This is a genomic window from Paraflavitalea soli, assembly GCF_003555545.1.
Classification (GTDB): Bacteria; Bacteroidota; Bacteroidia; order Chitinophagales; family Chitinophagaceae; genus Paraflavitalea; species Paraflavitalea soli.
The window spans coordinates 780,797-800,060 of sequence record NZ_CP032157.1 but is presented as its reverse complement, the minus strand read 5'-3'; the positions used below and the strand labels follow the sequence as shown (position 1 = coordinate 800,060).

Sequence of the window (19,264 nt, the reverse complement as noted above, 5' to 3'; positions counted from 1 at the left end):
CAGATAAAGGGTTAAGCACTAATCAATGCTGTAAAAAAGCAATTAAGCCATGCTTATTTCGACATCAATTTTTTGTACCCTTCGAATATTTTGCTGATCCCGAAATAATAGGTCTTTTTCTCGCCTTCTTCGGTCTTTACTTCCATTTTATCACAATGGCCGCCCTTTGTGTCCGTGCTTTGCTTTAAAACATCCGCTCCCAGCATTTGTAAGATGAAGTACTCTTCTTCTATCTGGACTACCGGCCAGGCCGTGGTGCAGGTATTCCCATCGCCATTATTTACTATTGAATTCAACAAGCCAAATTGGATGGCCTTATACCTGGCAGCGTTACTGGTATCGCCAATGATACTATAAGTTTGACGGAGTATTTTGTGCGCAATCATACTGGTATAGTTGATGCTCAGCATTTGCTTTGTTATTTTGATCACTTCAGGAGCATTTCTTTTGCCCATTTGCGTATACATTTCCTTTTTTAAGCTGTCATACTCCTTACTTCTTTTGGAAGCTATTTTGAACTGCTCACTTTCGATAAACTTTTCCCGGAAGGCTCTGTAATCAATATCCGTTTGTCCTGCCTCCAGTTGCTTTACCAGGGCCGAATATTCGTCATTAAAAGCTGGCAGTTCCACAACAGGAGTGGTTTGCGCGTAAGTACAGAAGGCCGTCAACAGGGAAAGAATCAGGCATAAAGTGGTCTTTGTCATAATGGTCAGGGTTGAAAAGGTGCTTAAATCTACGGTATACCGGTCAGAATTGGCAATGAAATGCCTGGATTTCTGTTGACCCCGGATAGAAAAACGCACACTGCACATTCCCATTAAAATGAATAAATTGTATTGTGAAAACGCAGTTTATCATACCCTCTCCAGCCGTCAGCCGGTATGTAAGCCATATCCTGGTCATTGAGAACGACCGCCACATCCATCCCGATTTTGTGTTGCCCCTCTTTGCCAATGGGGCTCCCACCCTTGTTTTTCAAACGGTGCCCGCCCTGAAGCAAGACCAAAGTATTGGCCACCTTACCTTGTACGGACAACTGATCAAACCTGATGCTTTGTCGCTCCGCGGCGATTTTACGATGATCGCCTGCTTTTTCTATCCTTATGCATTGAAAGCTTTGTTTGGCATTGCTGCCCAGGAACTGACGGACGCTCATATGGACCTGGCGCTCCTGCAACAGGCAAATGCATTTTCTTTGGAAGAGCAACTGTTAAACCTGCCTTCCCTCACAGAACGCCTGCAGTTGCTGGAGCGTTTTATACTTCAATTATCGCATGACAGTACCACCGACAGGAAGATCGTATTTGCCACGCAAGAGATCATTAAGGATCATTCGCCCGATGCATTGATCAGGATACGGCAGGACCTGCATATATCGGAAAGAACTTTCCAGCGATTGTTTGAAGCGCATGTAGGCATCGCACCCAAACTGTTCAGCCGGGTATGCCAGTTCAATGCTGCTTTCCAGCAATTAAACCAATACGGGTTTAGCAAGCTCAGCGATCTCGCCTACGATCATGGCTTCGCCGACCAAAGTCACTTTATCCGCACGTTTAAAGAGTTCACCGGGCTTACACCCAAAGAATACCTGGCCCAAATGGCTCCATATAATCCTAAATTCTAATCTGTTGACGGGTTTGTTCTATTCCGTCCAGGCAACCTGCTCCATTTTTGTGGTAAATATTATTACCATGAAAAAATTAATCGTTAGCGAATGGATGTCTTTAGATGGAGTTGTTGATGCCAGCTCTATGGAGCAATGGTTTAATCCTTACCACAGTGATAGCCGGGGAAAGTATATACAGGATATTATACATGACTGTGATGCCATGCTGTATGGCCGTATTACTTATGAAATGTTACATGGCTACTGGTCTATGATGCAAAACAATGAAATGGGCGTAGCAGAGAAACTCAACAAGGTGAAGAAATATGTAGCGTCCGCTCATCTGGAAGAAGCAAAGTGGGAGAACACCACCATCATTAAGCAAAACATAATACAGGAAATAGCCGCCCTCAAAAAAGCAACCAGCGGCAATATACTGGTGCAGGGCAGTACCATGCTGGTGAAGACATTATTACAAGCAGGATTGGTAGATGAACTGAAACTGTTGATCAACCCGCATATTATGGGTACTTCCGGTGGCCGGTTATTTGAAGACATGAATAGCAGCTTTGAGTTGGTGAATGTACAATCCCTGGAGAAAGGTGTGCTGGCGGTGAGTTATAAGCCAGTGCAGGCTGCGTAAGCATATAAGAAAAGGAAGGGGATGCAGGAAATCACCCAGTCAAAACGAGCCAAGTATTGCATTATACGGATACTTCAGCAAGGGATGCCGGATGGGCACTGAGTAATTGCCGTGCAATATTTTAATACCTTTATAAAAAGTAATTACTATGAGAGCATTTATAGGTATGGGCCTGTTGGGGTCCAATTTTGTACGGGCATTGATCAGGAAAGGGGAACAAGTCAATGTATGGAACAGAACAGCTGCCAAAGCCACTGCACTGGAAGCAGATGGGGCAAAGGCATTTGCCAACGTAGCCGATGCTGTGAAAGGCGCCGACATCATTCACATCACGCTGAAGGATGATGCCTCGGTGAATGATGTGCTGAACCTGGCTGCACCGGGCTTCGCACCCGGCGTTGTTATTATTGACCATACCACTACTTCTGCAGAAGGGGCCATACAACGCACGCAGGCCTGGAAAGAAAAAGGATATACCTATTTACATGCACCGGTGTTCATGGGGCCTCCCAATGCATTGGAAAGTACCGGGTACATGCTGGTATCGGGCGACCAGACAGTGATCGGGAAGCTGACCCCTACCCTGTCGGCCATGACAGGTAAACTCATCAATCTGGGTGCTGAAGAAGGGAAAGCTGCCGGTATGAAGCTGATGGGCAACTGCTTCCTGGTAACGTTTACAGCAGGACTGGCAGATACGCTTACGCTTGCCAAAGCACTGAATATTCCCGTTAGTGATATAGCGGCCTTGTTTGACCTGTGGAACCCCGGCGCTATGCTGCCTGCCCGGTTGAAGAGAATGACAGCCGGCACGTATGACAAACCTTCCTGGGAATTGAGTATGGCGCGCAAAGACACGCAGTTGTTTTTAGACAGCGCGGCCAAAGGCGGCACCCAACTGGCCATTGTACCCGCCATTGCTGCGGAAATGGACCGGTGGATCGCCAAGGGGCATGGTAATGACGACTGGACGGTGATCGGGAAGGATAGCATTTCATAAAACGTATTACAAAGCAAAAAACAGCCCCGGAAGGCTGTCTTGCTTTGTAACCCATTACAGGATACGGAAAAATAAGAAAGGGTATTGAATGGTTAATACTGATCATCTAAAGCAAACACCGGTTTGCGGTACATCCACTGGCCACCGGTAAAGTCGGGAAACTCTACCGTTTCATTGCCCAGCTCGATGGATTGTTCACTCAATGGAGTGATCGCACTCCAAGCAGCTGCATCATACACATCCATCGGGGTAGCCACTTTGCGCTTCACAGACTCGACAAAGGAATTCACCACAAAAAAGTCCATACCGCCATGCCCCGCACCTTCTGCCGAATTGCTGTACTTAGCCCACAGCGGGTGATCATATTTGTCGAGCCAGGTTTTCTGATCGTCCCACTGGTGACCTTTGGCCGATTTTCCTTCAATGTAGATGCTCCTGTTTACATCCATCCACAAGCCTTCCGTGCCCTGCACCCGGAAGCCAAGAGAATAAGGCCGGGGCAAATTGGTATCATGCTGCAGGAGGATCGTTTCCCCATTGGCACAGGAAATATGCGTGGTAACCACATCCCCCAGTTTGAAATTTACTTTCGCATTGGGATGCGTCGCTCCGCCTTCCTTCACAATATAGTTGTGCAATCCCCTTGTCTTCGTAGAAAAGGAATTGAGTGTTAAGAAACGATTGCCCCGGTTGATATTGATACAATGCGCCAGCGGCCCTACACCATGCGTAGGATACAGGTCTCCATTGCGGTGCACCGAGTGGTTGGTACGCCACTTCGCTTCTGAAAATGCGTTCTCACCAAATTCCACGCCTTTGGCCCCGGTAGCACTGTTGAACTTCACAGCACGCAGATCATGCTGGTATCCGCCCTGCAGGTGCACCATTTCACCAAACAATCCCTGCCGCACCATATTGAGCACCGCCATTACATCACGGCGGTAACAAACATTCTCCATCATCATTACGTGCGCCTGGTATTTTTCAGCAGCTTTCACAACCTCCCAATGATCGGCCAGCGTAATGCCCAGGCATACTTCAGTACCTACGTATTTAATGCCGGCTTCCAGCGCACCGATGATCATGGGCTTGTGCCATTCCCAGGGTGTAGCGATCACTACCGCCTCCAGCCCCTTCTTTTCTACCAGTTTCTTCCAGGCATAAGGATCGCCTGTAAAGACTTCCGGCATCTTCCTGCCGCTTTTCGTGATCATGTCTTTCGACCAGCCAAGCATCTTATCATCCACATCACAGATCGCTACCACCTCAACATCTTCTCTTTTCAGCAACAGGCTCAGGTGACCCTGACCACGAAGGCCTACACCGATAACACCTATTTTAACTTTGGTATCGGACTTGCCGGCAAACAGGCTCTTGCCCGGCATTACCAGGGCAGCGGCTGCCAGGCTGGTATTTCTAACAAACTCTTTTCTGTTCATGGAGAATAATATGTTTGGGTTGTTTCAATCTGTTGCCATGAGCATACACTTGCTCAATGACCAATATTAAGCATCTCCCGTTGTTTTCCTGTGTGCAACCGGTAGCGCAAAATGGCCATCCCGCTTACCTCGCTACAGGATGGTGCATTACGAGTGTAGGCATTACCTTTTCAGTATGGTGCGTATCGGGAACAGTAGTTCCGGCAGATTTCTCCTGGAGGATCCTGATCATCAGTTCCATGGCTTTCTTGCCTTGCCCATAAGGATATTGTTCAATGGAAGCCAGTGGCGGAAAGGCTGTATAACTGGTTATAGGCAGGTTGGCATAACTTACAAATGCAATGTCTTTATTGATCTGTACATTATGCTGTTCTGCATATTGTACCGCATCCATGTGCACATAATCATTGAAGGTAACAATGGCATGCGGCCTGTTCTTCAGCGACAGCAGTTTCTTCATAGCCTGGTGGGTGCTTTCTTTGGACAGATCCGTAGTTTCTACCATCTGCATATCGATCTTGAGCTTTTGCCTGGTCACACCTTCCAGGTACCCTTTCAATCTTTCTTTGCTGGCCTGTAACTTCTCAGGACCATTGATGAACGCAACCCGGCGATACCCCCGGTTGAACAGCCAGTTCACCATTTCCGTAGTCCCCTGGTACAGGTCGCAATATACTTTGTGCACATTCTCGATGGCAGGCACCCGATCAAAATAGACAACCGGTATATCGTATTTGTCTAATGCCTGGAGGTGCTCGTATTTATTGGTTTGCTTGGACAGGGAAATGATAAGGCCATCCACCCGTTGCTTCTTCATGGTATCTACCACCTGCTTTTCCCGCTCGGGGTTGTCGTAGCTTTGTCCAAACAGGATGGTGTACTCATGTTCCATTGCTGCGGCTTCAATACCGCTGATGGCTTCGGAGAAGAACTCTTCGCGGATATAAGGCAGGATAACGCCTACAATGAAAGATTTCCGTTGCTTGAAGAAAATGGCTTTGGCGTTGGGCTCATAGTTCATTTCCTTAGCCAGTTCCTGCACCTTCGTTTTCGTACGAAGACCAATACGCGGATGATCGCTCAAGGCCCTGGAAACGGTAGATACAGACACGTTGAGCCGGCGGGCAATCTCTTTAACGGTAGGCAATTTGTTATCCATGAGTACATATTTAAGAACGTGACCAATAGCTATTCAAAACGCAGGCTCCCAAAGCTGGCCGGCACATGAAAATTGGGCGTTGCCGAGTCGACAACACGCCAGCTTACAAAATGAGGCTCGGGCAACTGGTCCCCGCATTTATAAAAATTAGCCCGGCATTGCCGGCCGGATAAGGTAAGTGGCTGGTGATGTATAAAACTGGTGACGGGAATAGCGATCGTAAGTTCCCACTGCACCAATTTCTTAGCTGGCTGCCGCGTGATGGCTGTATGTGTAACGATTTGCTCAACAATGGGCGCCGGCAGCATATTGCGCTCCGATTTAGAAGGCCCAAACCCTATCAGGCTGGTGCCAATACAATTGAACTCCAGGTTGTAATAGGCCACATCGTCAAAGCTGATGAAGAACTCCACACAACTATCTTCCCACACCTTGCCATTGACCTGGTTGGCCACCGCACGGATGGCCTTTTCTGCTACAAAATATTTAAGGAAAAGGTAGCTTTCATGATAACCGATCACAAACTCAACAGCAGGCTTGTAAGGATAGTCCTGCCAGGGAACTTCCGCAATTAACTGCCTGGGCAGGGCATTCAACAGCCGATCCAGTTCCTGCATATCCTGCGGATCTTTGATTGAAAGGTGTGGAACCGTTAATTGCTTCATAGTTGGTTGTTTTTCTATTTAGGTTGAACTACAGGGTGAGCCGCCCCCGGAGGGCGACCCACCCTTACGCTATGGCAGCTTATCAAAGTCGATCACCGGCGCCTTGTTATCACCTGTGCGGGTGAAAGAACTTCTATAAGGTGTGCTTTGATTGAAGAAACCGCAGTTCTTCAGATAAAAACGATTGCCTTCCACACCACCCGCATAATCTTTCCGGTAGCCTTTGGCAGCCGTATTATCATAAGTAAAGCCAGCCGTTTTGAGGGCGATCCAGTTACCTTTCACATCCCGTATCCACTGGTTGCCAAACAATACCCTTCTTTCGAGGTTACCCTGATCAGGATTGAAGTTCTCCAGGAAAGAATGGAAACGGGTGAGGTGTTTGTTCGTCTTGGGTCTTTTGAAGGAAGCGATCAACAGCCATTTGCCTTGCTCCGGGTCATGGAAATAAGCAGTATAGGTCGTATTGTTGTTGCCATCGGGCACACCCCTCAGCAGGAAACCATACGTAAGCCCCGCTTTCCAGGGAAAGCGCAGGTAACTTTGTCCGCCCGAGCCTTCATTACCAAATTCACCGGCATGTACCTCGGCGCCTTTTTTCAGCATCGTGATGCGCTGGTCTTCGGGAATGCTTTTGGGATCATCCGTGGAAAAGGGGCTCCATACAGAAAAAAGTATCCTTCTTTCCGTAGCAGAGTTGACCTGGATGCCAAAGTAACCTTCGCCAAATCCGTTGGCCATATAGTAAGAACCGATCACATCCTGACTGGCAGGTACGGTGATCTCATTGTAAAACCATTCGGCCTGGATGCTATCGGCAAAAGCATAGTTCAGATGCACCGAAGGGCCACGACGACCCCAATAAAAGAAATTACCTTCATTGTTTTTCACAAAAGCAGTAGCACTATTGATGGCCGTACCGCTCAGTTCATAATCACTGATATTGATCACCCGGTCGTCTACCTTACCGGCTGCTGCCAATTGAATAGCGATATAACCAGTGTCTTTCAAGATCCACTCCCCTGCATTCGTCCACTGGGCACCCGCTGCGCTAAGCGTGAGGGTCTTCTTATTGCCGGCAATCGTCATGATGAGCTGGCTCGGCTGGCTGGCTTTGCCTTTTAGCTTCACCTGCATGGTACCGGGCGTATTGATGCGCACATACGTCGTAAAGGATATGTCTTTGTTGTTCCAGTTCTCAATACCATTGGCGGTGAGCAGCCGTCTCTTTTCCGTAGCCCCCTGCACCCAGGTATTGCCGCCCAGTGGCAGTATGATCGTTTCAGCAGGTGTAGTATGCCTGCCGGGTACCTCCGGCGCTGTATGAAAAGCCGGCAATACCACCGCGAGGGTGCCTATGAGTGCCGGTAATAAGATAAACTGTTTCATAATCATTTTAGTTTAACCCAGGGTGGTTCGCCCTTGAAGGGTGGGTCGCCCTTGAAGGGTGTGTCGTCATTGTCAGGGTGGGTCGCCCTTGAAGGGCGGCTCACCCTGACAATGGTTTAGCGAATAGGTTTTATCCAATAGCTGTACTGGTGATCCTTGTACGGTATCCTGTATTGTTCCAGTGGCTGTGATCCCCAGCTGTCAATACCCTGCAGTCCACTTTGCTGCAGGTCGATGTGCATATAGATCTCCTTCCGCTTCACCAGTTCACCGGAATGGTATTGTTTTTTGTCTGCTCCCGGATCAAGATCATCGAGGCTATATGGCAGGGCAGCGAAATTGAGCAGGCTATCGGCCATCTCCACGCGCAGGCCTTTGCCTTGCTGGTTCGTGAGGCTTACCCAGCGCACATCCGATTTGTTGCCACTTTCCTGCGGACGCGCATACGGGAAATACTGCTCATCCACCGACTGTGCATAGATCCCCACGGGCGAAGCTGTTTTGCGGTCCCAGTAATTCTCCCAGGGCCCACGTCCATAGAATTTGATCTTGTTGAATTGCTGGTTTACCTGCAGGTCGTTGCCCACACGGTACCATATCTTGTGCTTGCCGCCGACTGCTTTGAAACGGTTCTCTACTTTCACCACACCATCACCATAAATGGTAAATGTTTGTTCCGCCACCGCATCCCCATTCATGATCTTTTTGGTGAAGACTACTTCATAGCCTTCGGCGATCTTCCGGGAAGCTACCGTCAATGCAGTACCCTGCTCATAGGCATTGCGCCAATTGCGCAGGGAATGGTTGTAACCCGCGCCAATATCATTGTCCGTAGGCGCTCTCCAGAAAGCGGGCTGCGGTCCCTGCTGCAACAATTGTTGCCCCTTGAGCGTGTACCCACTGAGCAAGCCTTTCTCCAGGTCAAAGCCGATCGTAAAGTCTTTTCCTTGTAGCGTTAATTGTTTACCATTTTCAACCACCTGCAATGAGCCGCTTTTACCAACAGCCGGGACTACCGATGTTGTTTTCTCACCCACCATAAATTGTTCGGCGGCGATAGCATACCCTTTCTCCAGGAAAGGTTCCCCTTCCTTCATGGTATACGTGATGTTCAGGAAATATTCATGGTCTTTCGTAAATGTCGTTTTTACCGGGATGGTCAAGATAGCAGAATCCTGGGGCGCCAGGTTCAATGCGGCGATCACACCCTTGGATACAGGTTGTCCGTCCTGCAGCAGCTCCCAGTTCAATTGTATATTATCCAGGTTCCTGAAGAAATACCCATTGCGCACAGTAACCTGGTTATTGCCCTTCCAGCTCGTCTTGATGTGCTGGTACACTTTCTTTACTTCAACAGCCATGGGCGTTAGTCCACGGTAGGCCGTTACCACTCCTTTCACACAAAAATCATTGTCGCTGAAGTTTTCATCTACCGGACCACTCAGGGGGAAATCACCGCCATAAGCCATGATCCGCTTGCCATTCTTAACGGTATCGATAGACTGATCGATCCATTCCCAGATGAATCCTCCCTGCTGGTAAGGATTCGTTTCGATCTTATCCCAGTACTCTTTGAAGTTGCCCAGGCTATTGCCCATGATGTGGGCGTATTCGCTCATGATCATCAGGCGGTCGGGATTGCGTTGGGAATACCTTTCGAGAGAATTGGGCGCCGGGTACTGCGGCACGATCATATCGGTATTGTAATCGCGCTCGGCACGCTCATACTGCACCGGACGGGTATCGTTTTTCTTGAGCCAGTCATAGGCTTCATACATATTCGTACCATTGCCCGCTTCATTGCCCAGCGACCAGGTAACGACTGCAGGATGGTTCTTGTCGCGCTCATACATGCGCAGTATCCTGTCCATATGCGCTTTTAACCAAAGCCGGTCATTGGCGAACGTCGTCTCCAGGTCATAATACCTGCCATGCGATTCGATATTGGCCTCATCTATTACATAAAGCCCGTATTGATCACAAAGTTCCATCCAGTAGGGATCGGGCGGATAATGAGAATGACGCACGGCATTGACATTGAGTTTTTTCATCATCTCCATGTCTTTTTCCATATCCCCATGCGTCAGCGTGTGGCCTTGCGTGGCATTGTGTTCATGCCTGTTCACCCCTTTCAGGAATACCCGTTTGCCGTTGACCAGGAAATTGCGGTCCACGATCTTAATGTTGCGGAATCCCACACGCTGCGGCACTACCTGCAATACCTTTCCGTCTTTGTCTTTTAAGGTGAAGTATAATGTGTAGAGATAAGGGGTTTCTGCGGACCAGGTATGAACCCCTGGCAGCTGCCGTTGAAAATGAACGGCAGACCGGTAATTGCCCAATACTGTCTGTACGCCTTTGGTTGTTTCTTCTAATACTTTATTTCCCTGCCGGTCTACCAATTCAATCTCAACAGAAAAGGTATCTGGTTTACTATGCAAAGTTCTTTTGTCTATTTTATAGCTGTTGATCGTAGCATCGATGGACAGCTCGCCGGTCGTATAGTTGTTGCTGAGGTCGGCAGTAACTTTATAATCTACGAGATCCAGCCTGGGCGTTGAATACACATATACGTCTCTTTCAATACCTGAAATGCGCCACATGTCCTGGCACTCGAGGTAAGAGCCATCACTCCAGCGGTATACCTCCAGCGCTACCAGGTTTTCCCCTTCCTGCACATAGCGGGTAATATCAAATTCTGCCGCCAGTTTACTGTCTTCACTATACCCTACTTTCTCGCCGTTCACCCAAATGAAGAAAGCTGATTTTACAGCACCCAGGTGAATGAATACCTGGCGGCCGTTCCAACCCGCCGGCAGGATAAATTTCTTGCGGTAAGAACCCACCGGGTTGTTGTGTTCAGGAATATCAAAAGGAGCTTGCAGGTTGCGGCCTGTTTTCTGACGGCCTGCAAATTCATACGGCTGGTTCACATAAATGGGTAGTCCATAGCCATTCACTTCCCAATTGGCCGGCACCTTAAAATTGGTCCATTGCGCATCATTGAAATCCTTGCGGTAAAAGTTGGCAGGCCGTTGTGTGGGGTCCTGTACCCAATTGAACTTCCAAAGACCATTGAGGGAAAGAAAATAAGTCGATTGAGCTTTTTCACCACCCGTGGCCAGCTGCCTGTTCTCATAGGCAAAAGCAGCAGCCTTCATCGGGAGCCGGTTTACGGCTGTGATCTCGGGAGATAATAATTCAGAAGGAAGCGTTTGGGCCAGGATCAACAAGGGCGCCGTTAAACACAATCCGGTTAGGGTCAGTTTCATTGTTCGATATAAAAAACGGTGAAAAAATACCTGGTTAAAGGTAGCTATTACAGGAGCAGGTTGCTTGGAACGAACACAATTTCGCACAATCGGTTGTGACAATCGGTTGCGTGGAAAGTCTCTCACAGATATCACGGATTTGCACAGAATAACCGCTTCGCGGTTAAAGGCTTCGACAGGCTGCATTAGACGGCTTCGACAAGCTCAGCCTGACATTTACATGCCAGGAACAGTGGTGTACAAGGCGTCGGTGACGATGCCGTTGAGTATGGGTTCTTTGTCGAGCAACTTTTGTAAGAGTACTACCTGGTTTTCGGCACGCACCACATTGTGGCGTTCATAGCGGGCGCCATAATACACATCGTTGTTGAGGTAATCCGTCAAAAACCGCAGGGCCTGCATATAGATCATGAATTTACCCGCATACACAAAATGATGTTTTTCATCGCGGCTGAGCAAGGGCTTCATGGCCGACAAATATCCCGTAACGATCGACTGGAAATAATCTTCCCGCACGCCAATACTGCTCATGTCCGTTTCTTCTTCGTTGACCGGGCACAGGTAAGTACGCATCATATCCCCCACATCGCTGATAAAATAGCCCGGCATCAGCGTATCGAGGTCAATCACACAAAGGCCATTGTCCACAGCATCAAACAATACATTGCTGATCTTGGTATCGTGGTGGGTAACCCGTATGCCAAAGGACCGGTTTTGCAGGATATCGGTATAGGTAGTCATAATACCCGCATGCGCCTGTAAAAAACCGATCAGGTCCTGCGTTTCAGACCGTCGGTCTTTATTCCCCTGCTCCAGGGCTTCCCGGAACTGCTGGTAGCGGAAAGGCAGGTTGTGAAAATCAGGGATCGTGATCTTCAGTTTTGCCGGGTCAAGCCGCGAACACAAACTGGTGAACTGGCCAAACTGGCGGGCTGCTTCAAAAGCCTGCCTCGGCGTATTGACCGTATTGATCGTACAGGAATTTTCGAGAAAGGGGGCCAGCCTGAAATACCCATGCTGTTCATCATAATACAACTCTTTTCCATCCACCGTAGTCAGGGGTGTAATAAACAAGTAGTCCGGGTGGTGCTGTTGGAGGAAGCGCGCAATATAGGACACATTGAAGGCTATATCATCCGGGCGCTTAAATATAGAGTGGTTGATCCTTTGAAGGATATAGGAAGCTGTGCGGTCACTTTTCTCTACTTTCCAGGTTTTATTGATAAGGCCTATGCCAAACTCCTGCATAAAGACATCACCAATCTCCAGGCCATACGCTGCCAGAATATTCTTAAACATAAGGTTAATGCTGCTCTTTGATTCTGTAAAAGCATAAAAGCAGGTCTAGTCGCTTTTATACGGCATCGAATTTACTGGACTCCGTGGCAAAATTGCTGTGCAACCGGTTGTGCATTTTAAAGCGGGGGACTCCAGTTCCTGGACACCCTGGGCAGCCAGGCGCCTTTTCAATAATCAGAAAGTATACATCCTTCGGCAGGTATTTCTACGCTTGTTTTTACCCGTTAAACGGAATAGATTTGTTTTAGCAATTTTCCGGTACACTACATGAATACCTTATCTAATCATCTTCAAAAAAAGTACAATGGAAAATGCTGCTCCTGCACGCTTCGTCAACGCCTGGATATTCCTCAATGACGATTATTTGCCAGGTACCAATTATTACTCCAATGACAGTTGTTACCAGTCTTTGATCCGCAACAACGTTTACCAATCCGTAGATTTCCTGCATATTTGTTTTGCCACTACCATGCCGCATAGTGCGGGAGCACCGGCCTATACTCTTACGATGGGCGAACCTGCAACGCCCATTCCAGCCCATCCGGGCGGCTATACCAATAAGGATTACCTGCAATTCATAATCCGTGATGCACGGATACAGAATCCAGGCATAAAATTCATTTTTACACTGGACTGGGGATATAAACCAACCTTGTCAAATATCTTCACCGTACCTGGCCTCACCGATGCGCAATGCGCCGCCGTCTTTGCAAGGAACCTGGCCATTGCGATCCAGGGATATGGTTTGGATGGATTTGATTTTGATTGGGAACCGCCGCTTTCCGGATCAATCACCGCAGCTCAAATGAGCCTGTTGTTATATGCTATCCGCCAGCAATTCAATCAACTGGAGAAGGAAAATAAGAAGCATTATTACCTCATCATTTCACCGGTCACCGGAGACAACCTGGATGCAGCTCCTGTCAATGACAATGTGGACTGGCTGAACCTTCAGCTCTACGGAGGAACCACGCCCTCCAATTATCCGGGTGTAGACTATAATCTGTTTGCCTATGGGGCACAGTTTGAGGCAACTCAGCCGACAACTGACCCCAATTTTCCCGGCTTGCAAACAGCCCAGGCAGCAATTGCCGATAATAATCAACAATATCATTTCCCCATATATACAAACTGGCGGTTGAATTCGGGCAATTTCGTGTTCGAACAGCAGCAGCAGGTGGCCCTTTACAGGCTTGCCAGGGCAGGCGTGCAGGTTTAGAAAACCCGCCCCTTTGCATTCCAAATAAAAAGCCGGGATTGGTGCTAAAAGGTTACCTTTAGCGCAATCCCGGTTGATGTTTTCAAACAGTAGCAGACCTCCTTTTTACTTTCTTGATCAGTAGCCGGTGTTCAACTATAAACAACAATTATGTCCTTTCTTAAAGAACACCTGGCTGGCAATCATTACCATTGGCTTACAGCTCCTGTAGGAACAGCCTTTTCAGGAAGTCCCGGCCGCCGCTTATTTGATCCGTTCAATGGCCTTCAGGTATTGTACATCATCAATTATTTTGGGGAAGCGATCGGCAAACTGACGATCGATCAGGGTCGTAAACTCGAAACGCTGATGCTGAAAGAATTGCCCACCACGATCAAAAGTGAGATGGGTGTTTTTAACTGGCTTCGCGAACAATATATGTACGAAGCAGATTAAACCAATTGTTGCAACCATTGTTTTAAGAAACCCGCCCCGACAACCACCAAACATTTTAAAAGTATGAACATACAGGTACACAATCTTAGCCTGAACGTCATTGATTCAGATATCAGGAAGTTATTTGCAGCTTTTGGCATTGTAGATGCCGCAGAAGTGATCAAGGACAAGCTCAATGGCCGTTCGAAAGGGCATGCCATTGTGGATATGCCTGTAGAAACGCAGGCGAGGCAGGCTATCATAACCCTGGACCAGACGATGATCGATGGCAAAAAGATCAGTGTACGTGAAGTACCGGCTTACCCTCATTACTGATGCCTTGCATCAACATTCATTCACATCCATATAGCGGTTCATAAACCGGCAGCTATCGAGTTCAGATATGGCGATGGCGCCGGCCACATTTTCCATCTCTACAAAGCCGTAACCAAGAGAATGACCGCTGACCTCATCGGGCATAATGTAAACAGATAACACTTCGCCGAATTTCACAAACAGGGTTGACAGATGATCGGCAGTAGCCAGGTCGCTTAAATTGCCTACGAAGATGCGCATATAGTACTATTTTTTGGTAGTGCAAGACTAATCATATGCAGGAACTGAAGAGGGGCAGGCAGAACAGATCAGGATATATAAGAAGTCATATGGATAGTTCTAAAGCTACATCAATAATAGCATTCGGGCTAATTTATTTTGGGATCTGCTCCTGCAGCAACCGCTCGCTCCCCACCGCTATTTTAGCTCATTAATTAATTGGCTGTATGTCTTTTAATGGTTATCTTCCCTATACAACTGAGATGTACAACATTAAGTAATTGGCCTTTTCACTTCTCTTTTTCTCCCGCATCCTTTTTTTGTCGCTACTTTTTATTGTCCTGCCTCAGTTATTTATCACACTTTAATATTACAGTATGAACATGTATGTTTCAAACCTCGGTTTTCACGTTTCCGATGAAGACCTGAATGCGTTATTTGCCGCCTTTGGTGAAGTCACTTCTGCTAAGGTGATCACCGACAGGGTTACCGGCAAATCCAGGGGTTTTGGATTTGTGGAAATGCCACAGGCAGCGGAAGCAGAAGAAGCGATTGCCAAGCTTTCCGGCCGTGAAGTAGAAGGCAGGACCATTTCTGTGTCAGTTGCCAAGCCAAGATCTGAAAGCGGCGGTGGCGGCGGCAGGAATTTCGGTGGCGGCGGTGGTGGCCGCAATAACAGGTGGTAGTAGTATGATAGCATGATCATAAATAAAAAGTCCCGGGAGCGTCCCGGGACTTTTTTTATGCTTTATGTGCTTTTATACTTTGTCTTCAAGGCAGTTAGCCCGTGTATATGCCTAGGGTTTACGGCCCAACTGGCGCATAGTTTTGAAATGTGACGCCACCGCCTTACTCATGGTGGGAAATTCATTGTAAGCAATGTTATACTGCAGGCAGGCGCGTTGTACGATGCCGCTGATCGCAGGATAGTGCACATGGCTTATCCGGGGAAACAGGTGGTGCTCTACCTGGAAATTGAGTCCGCCCGTAAACCAGGAGATGATCTTATTCTTTCTGGCAAAATTGGCAGTTGTTACCACCTGGTGGATGGCCCACTCATTTTCTATCTGCAGCTGATCGTTGACTTCTACATGTTCGAAGGCAGTATCTTCTACCACATGCGCCAGCTGGAATACAACGGCGAGGGTAATACCCATCACAATGTGCATACTCACAAAACCAATGAGCCAGGGCACCCAACCCAGCACGAGTACGGGGATGAGAATATAGAACAGTACATACAATACTTTGCTGATCCAGAAGATGAAGTGCTCTCTCCTATCCATTTTTTGCAGGGGTGTATCTACGATCTTTCTTTTGAAGTACTTGTCGAAGTCGAGCAGCAGTACCCAGGCCAGGGACGAGATGGCATAGATGGGCAGCACATAAATATGCTGGAAGCGGTGTGCCGGCACCCATTTTTGGGAGGCACACATACGCATGAGGGGGCTTTTATTGATATCGTCATCTATCCCGTCTACGTTGGTGTAGGTATGGTGGATGATATTGTGTTTAAATTTCCAGATAAAAGCATTCCCGCCGAGGGCGTTGAGCGTGAGCCCCATGATGTTGTTGATCCATTTTTTGCTGGAGTAGCTGCCATGACAGGCATCGTGCATGACATTAAAACCAATGCTGGCCAGGAGAAAACCGAGCAGGCAGCAGAGAACGATGCTTACCGCCACCGGGAGGGTGAAAAACAACAGCGACAGGTAAATAGCTACCGCCGAGGAGATCAGAATAACAGATTTACTGTACAACTTCCAGTTCCCTGTGGGTTTTACCTTTTTGCCTGCAAAGTATTGGTCAACACCTGCTTTGATGGTTTGGTAAAATGGTTTGCTCTTGTTATTGTATGTTACTTTGGGCATGGTGGATAGTTGAGTGACGGTGTGCCTGGTACAGGGACTGGCAACGCGCGGAAGGTACGCTTTATTTATAAGCAGGATTGTTAAATGATGGGGGGCTATATCACTGCCACATTTTCATTCTCTTTCACAGCTTCAAAACAATTCATCAACTTCCCGATAGTTGAGCTTTTCTTATTCAGCGTTTTTTTAATACTACTCATCACTTACTATTGTTTAATCTAATTTAAATGATTTTGAATTTCTTATTCCCAAACACCCGTATTTTCATGGCGCCTTATGCAGAAACGATTGATTCGACTATTTGCTTTTATCCTTTTATGCCTGCTTGCCCGCACAGCCAATGCGCAACAGCAGGAAATGGCCGTACTGGATGCCCTGGATTCCAGTTTCTCGCAATATGCCGCGGGCCGGCAAACACCCGACCTCTTTTTGCATATCGACAAAAACGTATATGTGCGCCAGGAAAACATCTGGTTCACCGGTTACATCCTCGGACAGGATACCGCCACACTCCAGCACACACTCTATACATTACTGGTGGAAGAAGCTACGAAAAAGATTGTGCTGTCCGACCGGTTTATCATTGAGGCGGGCATTGGCGCCGGCACTATTTTTCTGCCCGACAGCCTGCCCACGGGTGAATACCGCCTACTGGCCTATACCAACAGTTACCTCAACCACCCCCAACAATCGATCTTCCAGCAACCCATCAGCATCAGGGCCGGGGAATCTACCACCTTCAAATTATCCATGTTGCCGCAGGCTACACCAGCAACTAACACCGATTCGGTTTATTTTACCTATAAAGTCCTCACCGGCTACGGCGGACTGGCCAGTGGTGGCGACCTGGCCTATACCCTGCAGGTAGAAGGCAAAGCCCTGCAAAGCGGCAAGAAGAAGATCAACCCTTTTGGAGAAGTGAGTTTCGCCATGCTACGTCAACAGGTATTTGGCAAGCGGCTCCAATTGCAGGCTACCATATCGAGGGAAAAAGAAAAGCAGGAGATCAAAACGGTAGTCCCCTTATTCCAGGACGTAGCCATCATCAAACTGTTTCCGGAAAGTGGCAACCTGGTACATGACCATCCATCTAAAACGGCCATTGAAATTAAGAATGGCCAGGGAGTACCGATCGCCACCCGGGGACAGGTATTGGCCAATGGTCAACCCATCGCCCAATTTCAAACCGACCAATACGGCACGGGCATCATCAACTGGCTGCCACAGGCCGGCGTCAATTATACACTCCAAATAACCGATGGCTCCCGCCCACTGGTCTATCAATTTCCCCCGGTAGCCACCACCGGCTACAGCCTCAACCTGCAACAGGCTGTGATCAAAGACACCAGCTTTCAAATAGCGATCGGTACCCCGGGGAAAAGCACCTGCCACCTGGTAGCCCATAATTACCGGACAGCTTTCTTTTCAGGTACCTTCCGCACCAACCAGGCGTTGGCTACGCTGCGTCTCTCAACGATCGACATGCCCGAAGGAGTGGTAACGCTTACCTTATTTGATTCAATAGGTGTACCGAAAGCAGAAAGAGCGGTCTATATCCAAAAAGGAGCGCCTTTGCGGGTACAGCTCACTACCGATTCAACAGCGTATCACCACCGCGCCAAACTGCAATTGAAAGTAAAAGTGACCAACGCTGCAGGACAGCCGGTAAAATCAATTTTCTCACTGGCTTGTGTATTGGCTTCACGACTTGATAGTACGAGGGCTGCTGATATTGTACGGTTCCAACATTTTGACCGTTACCTCCCCGCACCTGCTGCCATGCCAGGAACTGATTATTTGAGCATTGGGTACAATATTGAACAGATCTTACTCACCCGGTATTGGACCAGGTACAAATGGGAGGAGATCAATACTGCCCCTCCCTATACTGCACAGGAAGAAAAAAATTGTAATGTAGGGTATGTATACTACAAAGACCGCCCGGTAAAGAAACCAGTGGGCCTCATGATCATTAGCGGCAGCAAGACCTTCACACTTGAAACGGACTCTTCCGGTTATTTTGAACTGCCCTCGCAGGCGCTTACAGTAGAGCTGGGTAAGAAAGCAATTATCCTGGTCAGTGACAGCAGGAATTTTAAAGACTATGGCTTAAAGCTCCATAATGTATGCAGTATGCTGGATACTGCCTTATCCCAGGTCACCTGGCCAGTCGCAGGCTACTCCAAAGCTGAACAATCCGTGCAGGAGCAGGAACAGGAACAGCAACTGTTGAAAAAAGCCATGCAGGCCGTAGTGGTAACGGCTAAAAAATATGACAATTATTTCTCCGGCACCTTTAAAAGCGCCAACTGCAGTGACTGGGTATGCATGTACAATGTGCTGAATTGTCAAAACCACCCAACCGGCTCCATGCCGGTGGATGGCGCCAGCTATAATTACCGCGGCCGGATGGTGGTATATGAAGGCTGCAAGGGACAGGAAAAGCCACCGGGCTTCATGCAACAGGTAAATGGAACAGCCTATCCAAAGGAGTTTTATGTGGCAGACTATGATAAGTTCAACCCAACAGAACCCGAGGTGATGTCAACCCTGTTCTGGACGTACAAGGTATTGACAGATGAAAAGGGAGAAGCTACACTGCAATTCTCTACCAATGACCTCAACGGGCGTTTTACCTGTATACTGCAGGGCTATAGCATGGAAGGTGTGATCAGCGGGAAAACAAACTTTAGGGTTACAGAATAGGCCTCCACGGCACAATAAAACCTG

17 protein-coding genes are annotated in these 19,264 nt (G+C 48.0%); 8 read left to right on the top strand and 9 right to left on the bottom strand.

Features of this window, described 5'->3' with window-relative positions:
- Positions 1-53: 53 nt before the first annotated feature.
- Complete coding sequence (locus tag D3H65_RS03030) at positions 54-707, bottom strand: DUF4919 domain-containing protein (protein WP_162915380.1); 654 nt, start codon at positions 705-707, stop codon at positions 54-56.
- Between the two features lie 134 nt (positions 708-841).
- Here D3H65_RS03030 and D3H65_RS03025 point away from each other — a divergent pair, with 134 nt between their 5' ends.
- From D3H65_RS03025 to D3H65_RS03015, 3 genes are all read left to right on the top strand, one after another.
- Positions 842-1,627 (top strand): AraC family transcriptional regulator, encoded by a 786-nt coding sequence (locus D3H65_RS03025; protein ID WP_119048841.1) that lies wholly within the window; start codon positions 842-844, stop codon positions 1,625-1,627.
- Between the two features lie 67 nt (positions 1,628-1,694).
- A complete protein-coding gene (locus D3H65_RS03020) occupies positions 1,695-2,252 on the top strand; it encodes a dihydrofolate reductase family protein (protein ID WP_162915379.1) in 558 nt (185 codons plus the stop codon).
- Between the two features lie 148 nt (positions 2,253-2,400).
- Entirely contained in the window at positions 2,401-3,252 is an 852-nt protein-coding gene (locus tag D3H65_RS03015) for an NAD(P)-dependent oxidoreductase (protein ID WP_119048839.1), read from the top strand.
- Positions 3,253-3,344: 92 nt separating this feature from the next.
- Here D3H65_RS03015 and D3H65_RS03010 read toward each other — a convergent pair whose 3' ends face one another.
- The 6 genes from D3H65_RS03010 to D3H65_RS02985 form a co-directional block, all read right to left on the bottom strand.
- Positions 3,345-4,691 (bottom strand): Gfo/Idh/MocA family protein, encoded by a 1,347-nt coding sequence (locus tag D3H65_RS03010; protein ID WP_119048838.1) that lies wholly within the window; start codon positions 4,689-4,691, stop codon positions 3,345-3,347.
- Between the two features lie 124 nt (positions 4,692-4,815).
- Positions 4,816-5,850 (bottom strand): LacI family DNA-binding transcriptional regulator, encoded by a 1,035-nt coding sequence (locus tag D3H65_RS03005; RefSeq protein ID WP_119048837.1) that lies wholly within the window; start codon positions 5,848-5,850, stop codon positions 4,816-4,818.
- Positions 5,851-5,879: 29 nt separating this feature from the next.
- On the bottom strand, positions 5,880-6,515 hold the full coding sequence (locus tag D3H65_RS03000) for a carbohydrate-binding family 9-like protein (protein WP_119048836.1): 636 nt from the start codon (positions 6,513-6,515) through the stop codon (positions 5,880-5,882).
- Between the two features lie 69 nt (positions 6,516-6,584).
- Positions 6,585-7,904, bottom strand: coding sequence for a DUF3472 domain-containing protein (locus D3H65_RS02995; protein WP_162915378.1), 1,320 nt, complete (start codon positions 7,902-7,904; stop codon positions 6,585-6,587).
- A gap of 116 nt (positions 7,905-8,020) precedes the next feature.
- Positions 8,021-11,176, bottom strand: a complete 3,156-nt coding sequence (locus tag D3H65_RS02990) for a glycoside hydrolase family 2 TIM barrel-domain containing protein (RefSeq protein ID WP_119048834.1) — start codon at positions 11,174-11,176, stop codon at positions 8,021-8,023.
- A 216-nt stretch (positions 11,177-11,392) separates the two neighbouring features.
- Complete coding sequence (locus D3H65_RS02985) at positions 11,393-12,475, bottom strand: phosphotransferase enzyme family protein (RefSeq protein WP_119048833.1); 1,083 nt, start codon at positions 12,473-12,475, stop codon at positions 11,393-11,395.
- A 304-nt stretch (positions 12,476-12,779) separates the two neighbouring features.
- On the opposite strand from D3H65_RS02985, the gene D3H65_RS02980 reads away from it, so the two are divergent.
- The 3 genes from D3H65_RS02980 (at position 12,780) to D3H65_RS02970 (ending at position 14,444) form a co-directional block, all read left to right on the top strand.
- Entirely contained in the window at positions 12,780-13,694 is a 915-nt protein-coding gene (locus tag D3H65_RS02980) for a glycoside hydrolase family 18 protein (RefSeq protein WP_119048832.1), read from the top strand.
- Positions 13,695-13,844: 150 nt separating this feature from the next.
- A complete protein-coding gene (locus tag D3H65_RS02975) occupies positions 13,845-14,129 on the top strand; it encodes a hypothetical protein (protein WP_119048831.1) in 285 nt (94 codons plus the stop codon).
- 63 nt (positions 14,130-14,192) lie between these two features.
- A complete protein-coding gene (locus tag D3H65_RS02970) occupies positions 14,193-14,444 on the top strand; it encodes an RNA recognition motif domain-containing protein (protein ID WP_119048830.1) in 252 nt (83 codons plus the stop codon).
- Positions 14,445-14,453: 9 nt separating this feature from the next.
- Here D3H65_RS02970 and D3H65_RS02965 read toward each other — a convergent pair whose 3' ends face one another.
- Complete coding sequence (locus D3H65_RS02965) at positions 14,454-14,684, bottom strand: RNA recognition motif domain-containing protein (protein WP_119048829.1); 231 nt, start codon at positions 14,682-14,684, stop codon at positions 14,454-14,456.
- A 356-nt stretch (positions 14,685-15,040) separates the two neighbouring features.
- Here D3H65_RS02965 and D3H65_RS02960 point away from each other — a divergent pair, with 356 nt between their 5' ends.
- On the top strand, positions 15,041-15,349 hold the full coding sequence (locus tag D3H65_RS02960; RefSeq protein WP_119048828.1) for an RNA recognition motif domain-containing protein: 309 nt from the start codon (positions 15,041-15,043) through the stop codon (positions 15,347-15,349).
- 111 nt (positions 15,350-15,460) lie between these two features.
- Here D3H65_RS02960 and D3H65_RS02955 read toward each other — a convergent pair whose 3' ends face one another.
- Positions 15,461-16,534: a fatty acid desaturase family protein gene (locus D3H65_RS02955; RefSeq protein ID WP_119048827.1), complete on the bottom strand. Its 1,074-nt coding sequence runs from the start codon at positions 16,532-16,534 to the stop codon at positions 15,461-15,463.
- A 276-nt stretch (positions 16,535-16,810) separates the two neighbouring features.
- Here D3H65_RS02955 and D3H65_RS02950 point away from each other — a divergent pair, with 276 nt between their 5' ends.
- Positions 16,811-19,240: a hypothetical protein gene (locus D3H65_RS02950; protein ID WP_119048826.1), complete on the top strand. Its 2,430-nt coding sequence runs from the start codon at positions 16,811-16,813 to the stop codon at positions 19,238-19,240.
- Positions 19,241-19,264 lie beyond the last annotated feature (24 nt).

What these genes read in the sequence shown, in the direction of transcription:
- D3H65_RS03030 (WP_162915380.1), bottom strand. Translation starts at nt 707, where the DNA reads ATGACAAAGACCACTTTATGCCTGATTCTTTCCCTGTTGACGGCCTTC.
- D3H65_RS02950 (WP_119048826.1), top strand. Translation starts at nt 16,811, where the DNA reads ATGCAGAAACGATTGATTCGACTATTTGCTTTTATCCTTTTATGCCTG.
- D3H65_RS03010 (WP_119048838.1), bottom strand. Translation starts at nt 4,691, where the DNA reads ATGAACAGAAAAGAGTTTGTTAGAAATACCAGCCTGGCAGCCGCTGCC.
- D3H65_RS02960 (WP_119048828.1), top strand. Translation starts at nt 15,041, where the DNA reads ATGAACATGTATGTTTCAAACCTCGGTTTTCACGTTTCCGATGAAGAC.
- D3H65_RS03000 (WP_119048836.1), bottom strand. Translation starts at nt 6,515, where the DNA reads ATGAAGCAATTAACGGTTCCACACCTTTCAATCAAAGATCCGCAGGAT.
- D3H65_RS02980 (WP_119048832.1), top strand. Translation starts at nt 12,780, where the DNA reads ATGGAAAATGCTGCTCCTGCACGCTTCGTCAACGCCTGGATATTCCTC.
- D3H65_RS02995 (WP_162915378.1), bottom strand. Translation starts at nt 7,904, where the DNA reads ATGAAACAGTTTATCTTATTACCGGCACTCATAGGCACCCTCGCGGTG.
- D3H65_RS02965 (WP_119048829.1), bottom strand. Translation starts at nt 14,684, where the DNA reads ATGCGCATCTTCGTAGGCAATTTAAGCGACCTGGCTACTGCCGATCAT.
- D3H65_RS02985 (WP_119048833.1), bottom strand. Translation starts at nt 12,475, where the DNA reads ATGTTTAAGAATATTCTGGCAGCGTATGGCCTGGAGATTGGTGATGTC.
- D3H65_RS03020 (WP_162915379.1), top strand. Translation starts at nt 1,695, where the DNA reads ATGAAAAAATTAATCGTTAGCGAATGGATGTCTTTAGATGGAGTTGTT.
- D3H65_RS03005 (WP_119048837.1), bottom strand. Translation starts at nt 5,850, where the DNA reads ATGGATAACAAATTGCCTACCGTTAAAGAGATTGCCCGCCGGCTCAAC.
- D3H65_RS02990 (WP_119048834.1), bottom strand. Translation starts at nt 11,176, where the DNA reads ATGAAACTGACCCTAACCGGATTGTGTTTAACGGCGCCCTTGTTGATC.
- D3H65_RS02975 (WP_119048831.1), top strand. Translation starts at nt 13,845, where the DNA reads ATGTCCTTTCTTAAAGAACACCTGGCTGGCAATCATTACCATTGGCTT.
- D3H65_RS03015 (WP_119048839.1), top strand. Translation starts at nt 2,401, where the DNA reads ATGAGAGCATTTATAGGTATGGGCCTGTTGGGGTCCAATTTTGTACGG.
- D3H65_RS02955 (WP_119048827.1), bottom strand. Translation starts at nt 16,534, where the DNA reads ATGCCCAAAGTAACATACAATAACAAGAGCAAACCATTTTACCAAACC.
- D3H65_RS02970 (WP_119048830.1), top strand. Translation starts at nt 14,193, where the DNA reads ATGAACATACAGGTACACAATCTTAGCCTGAACGTCATTGATTCAGAT.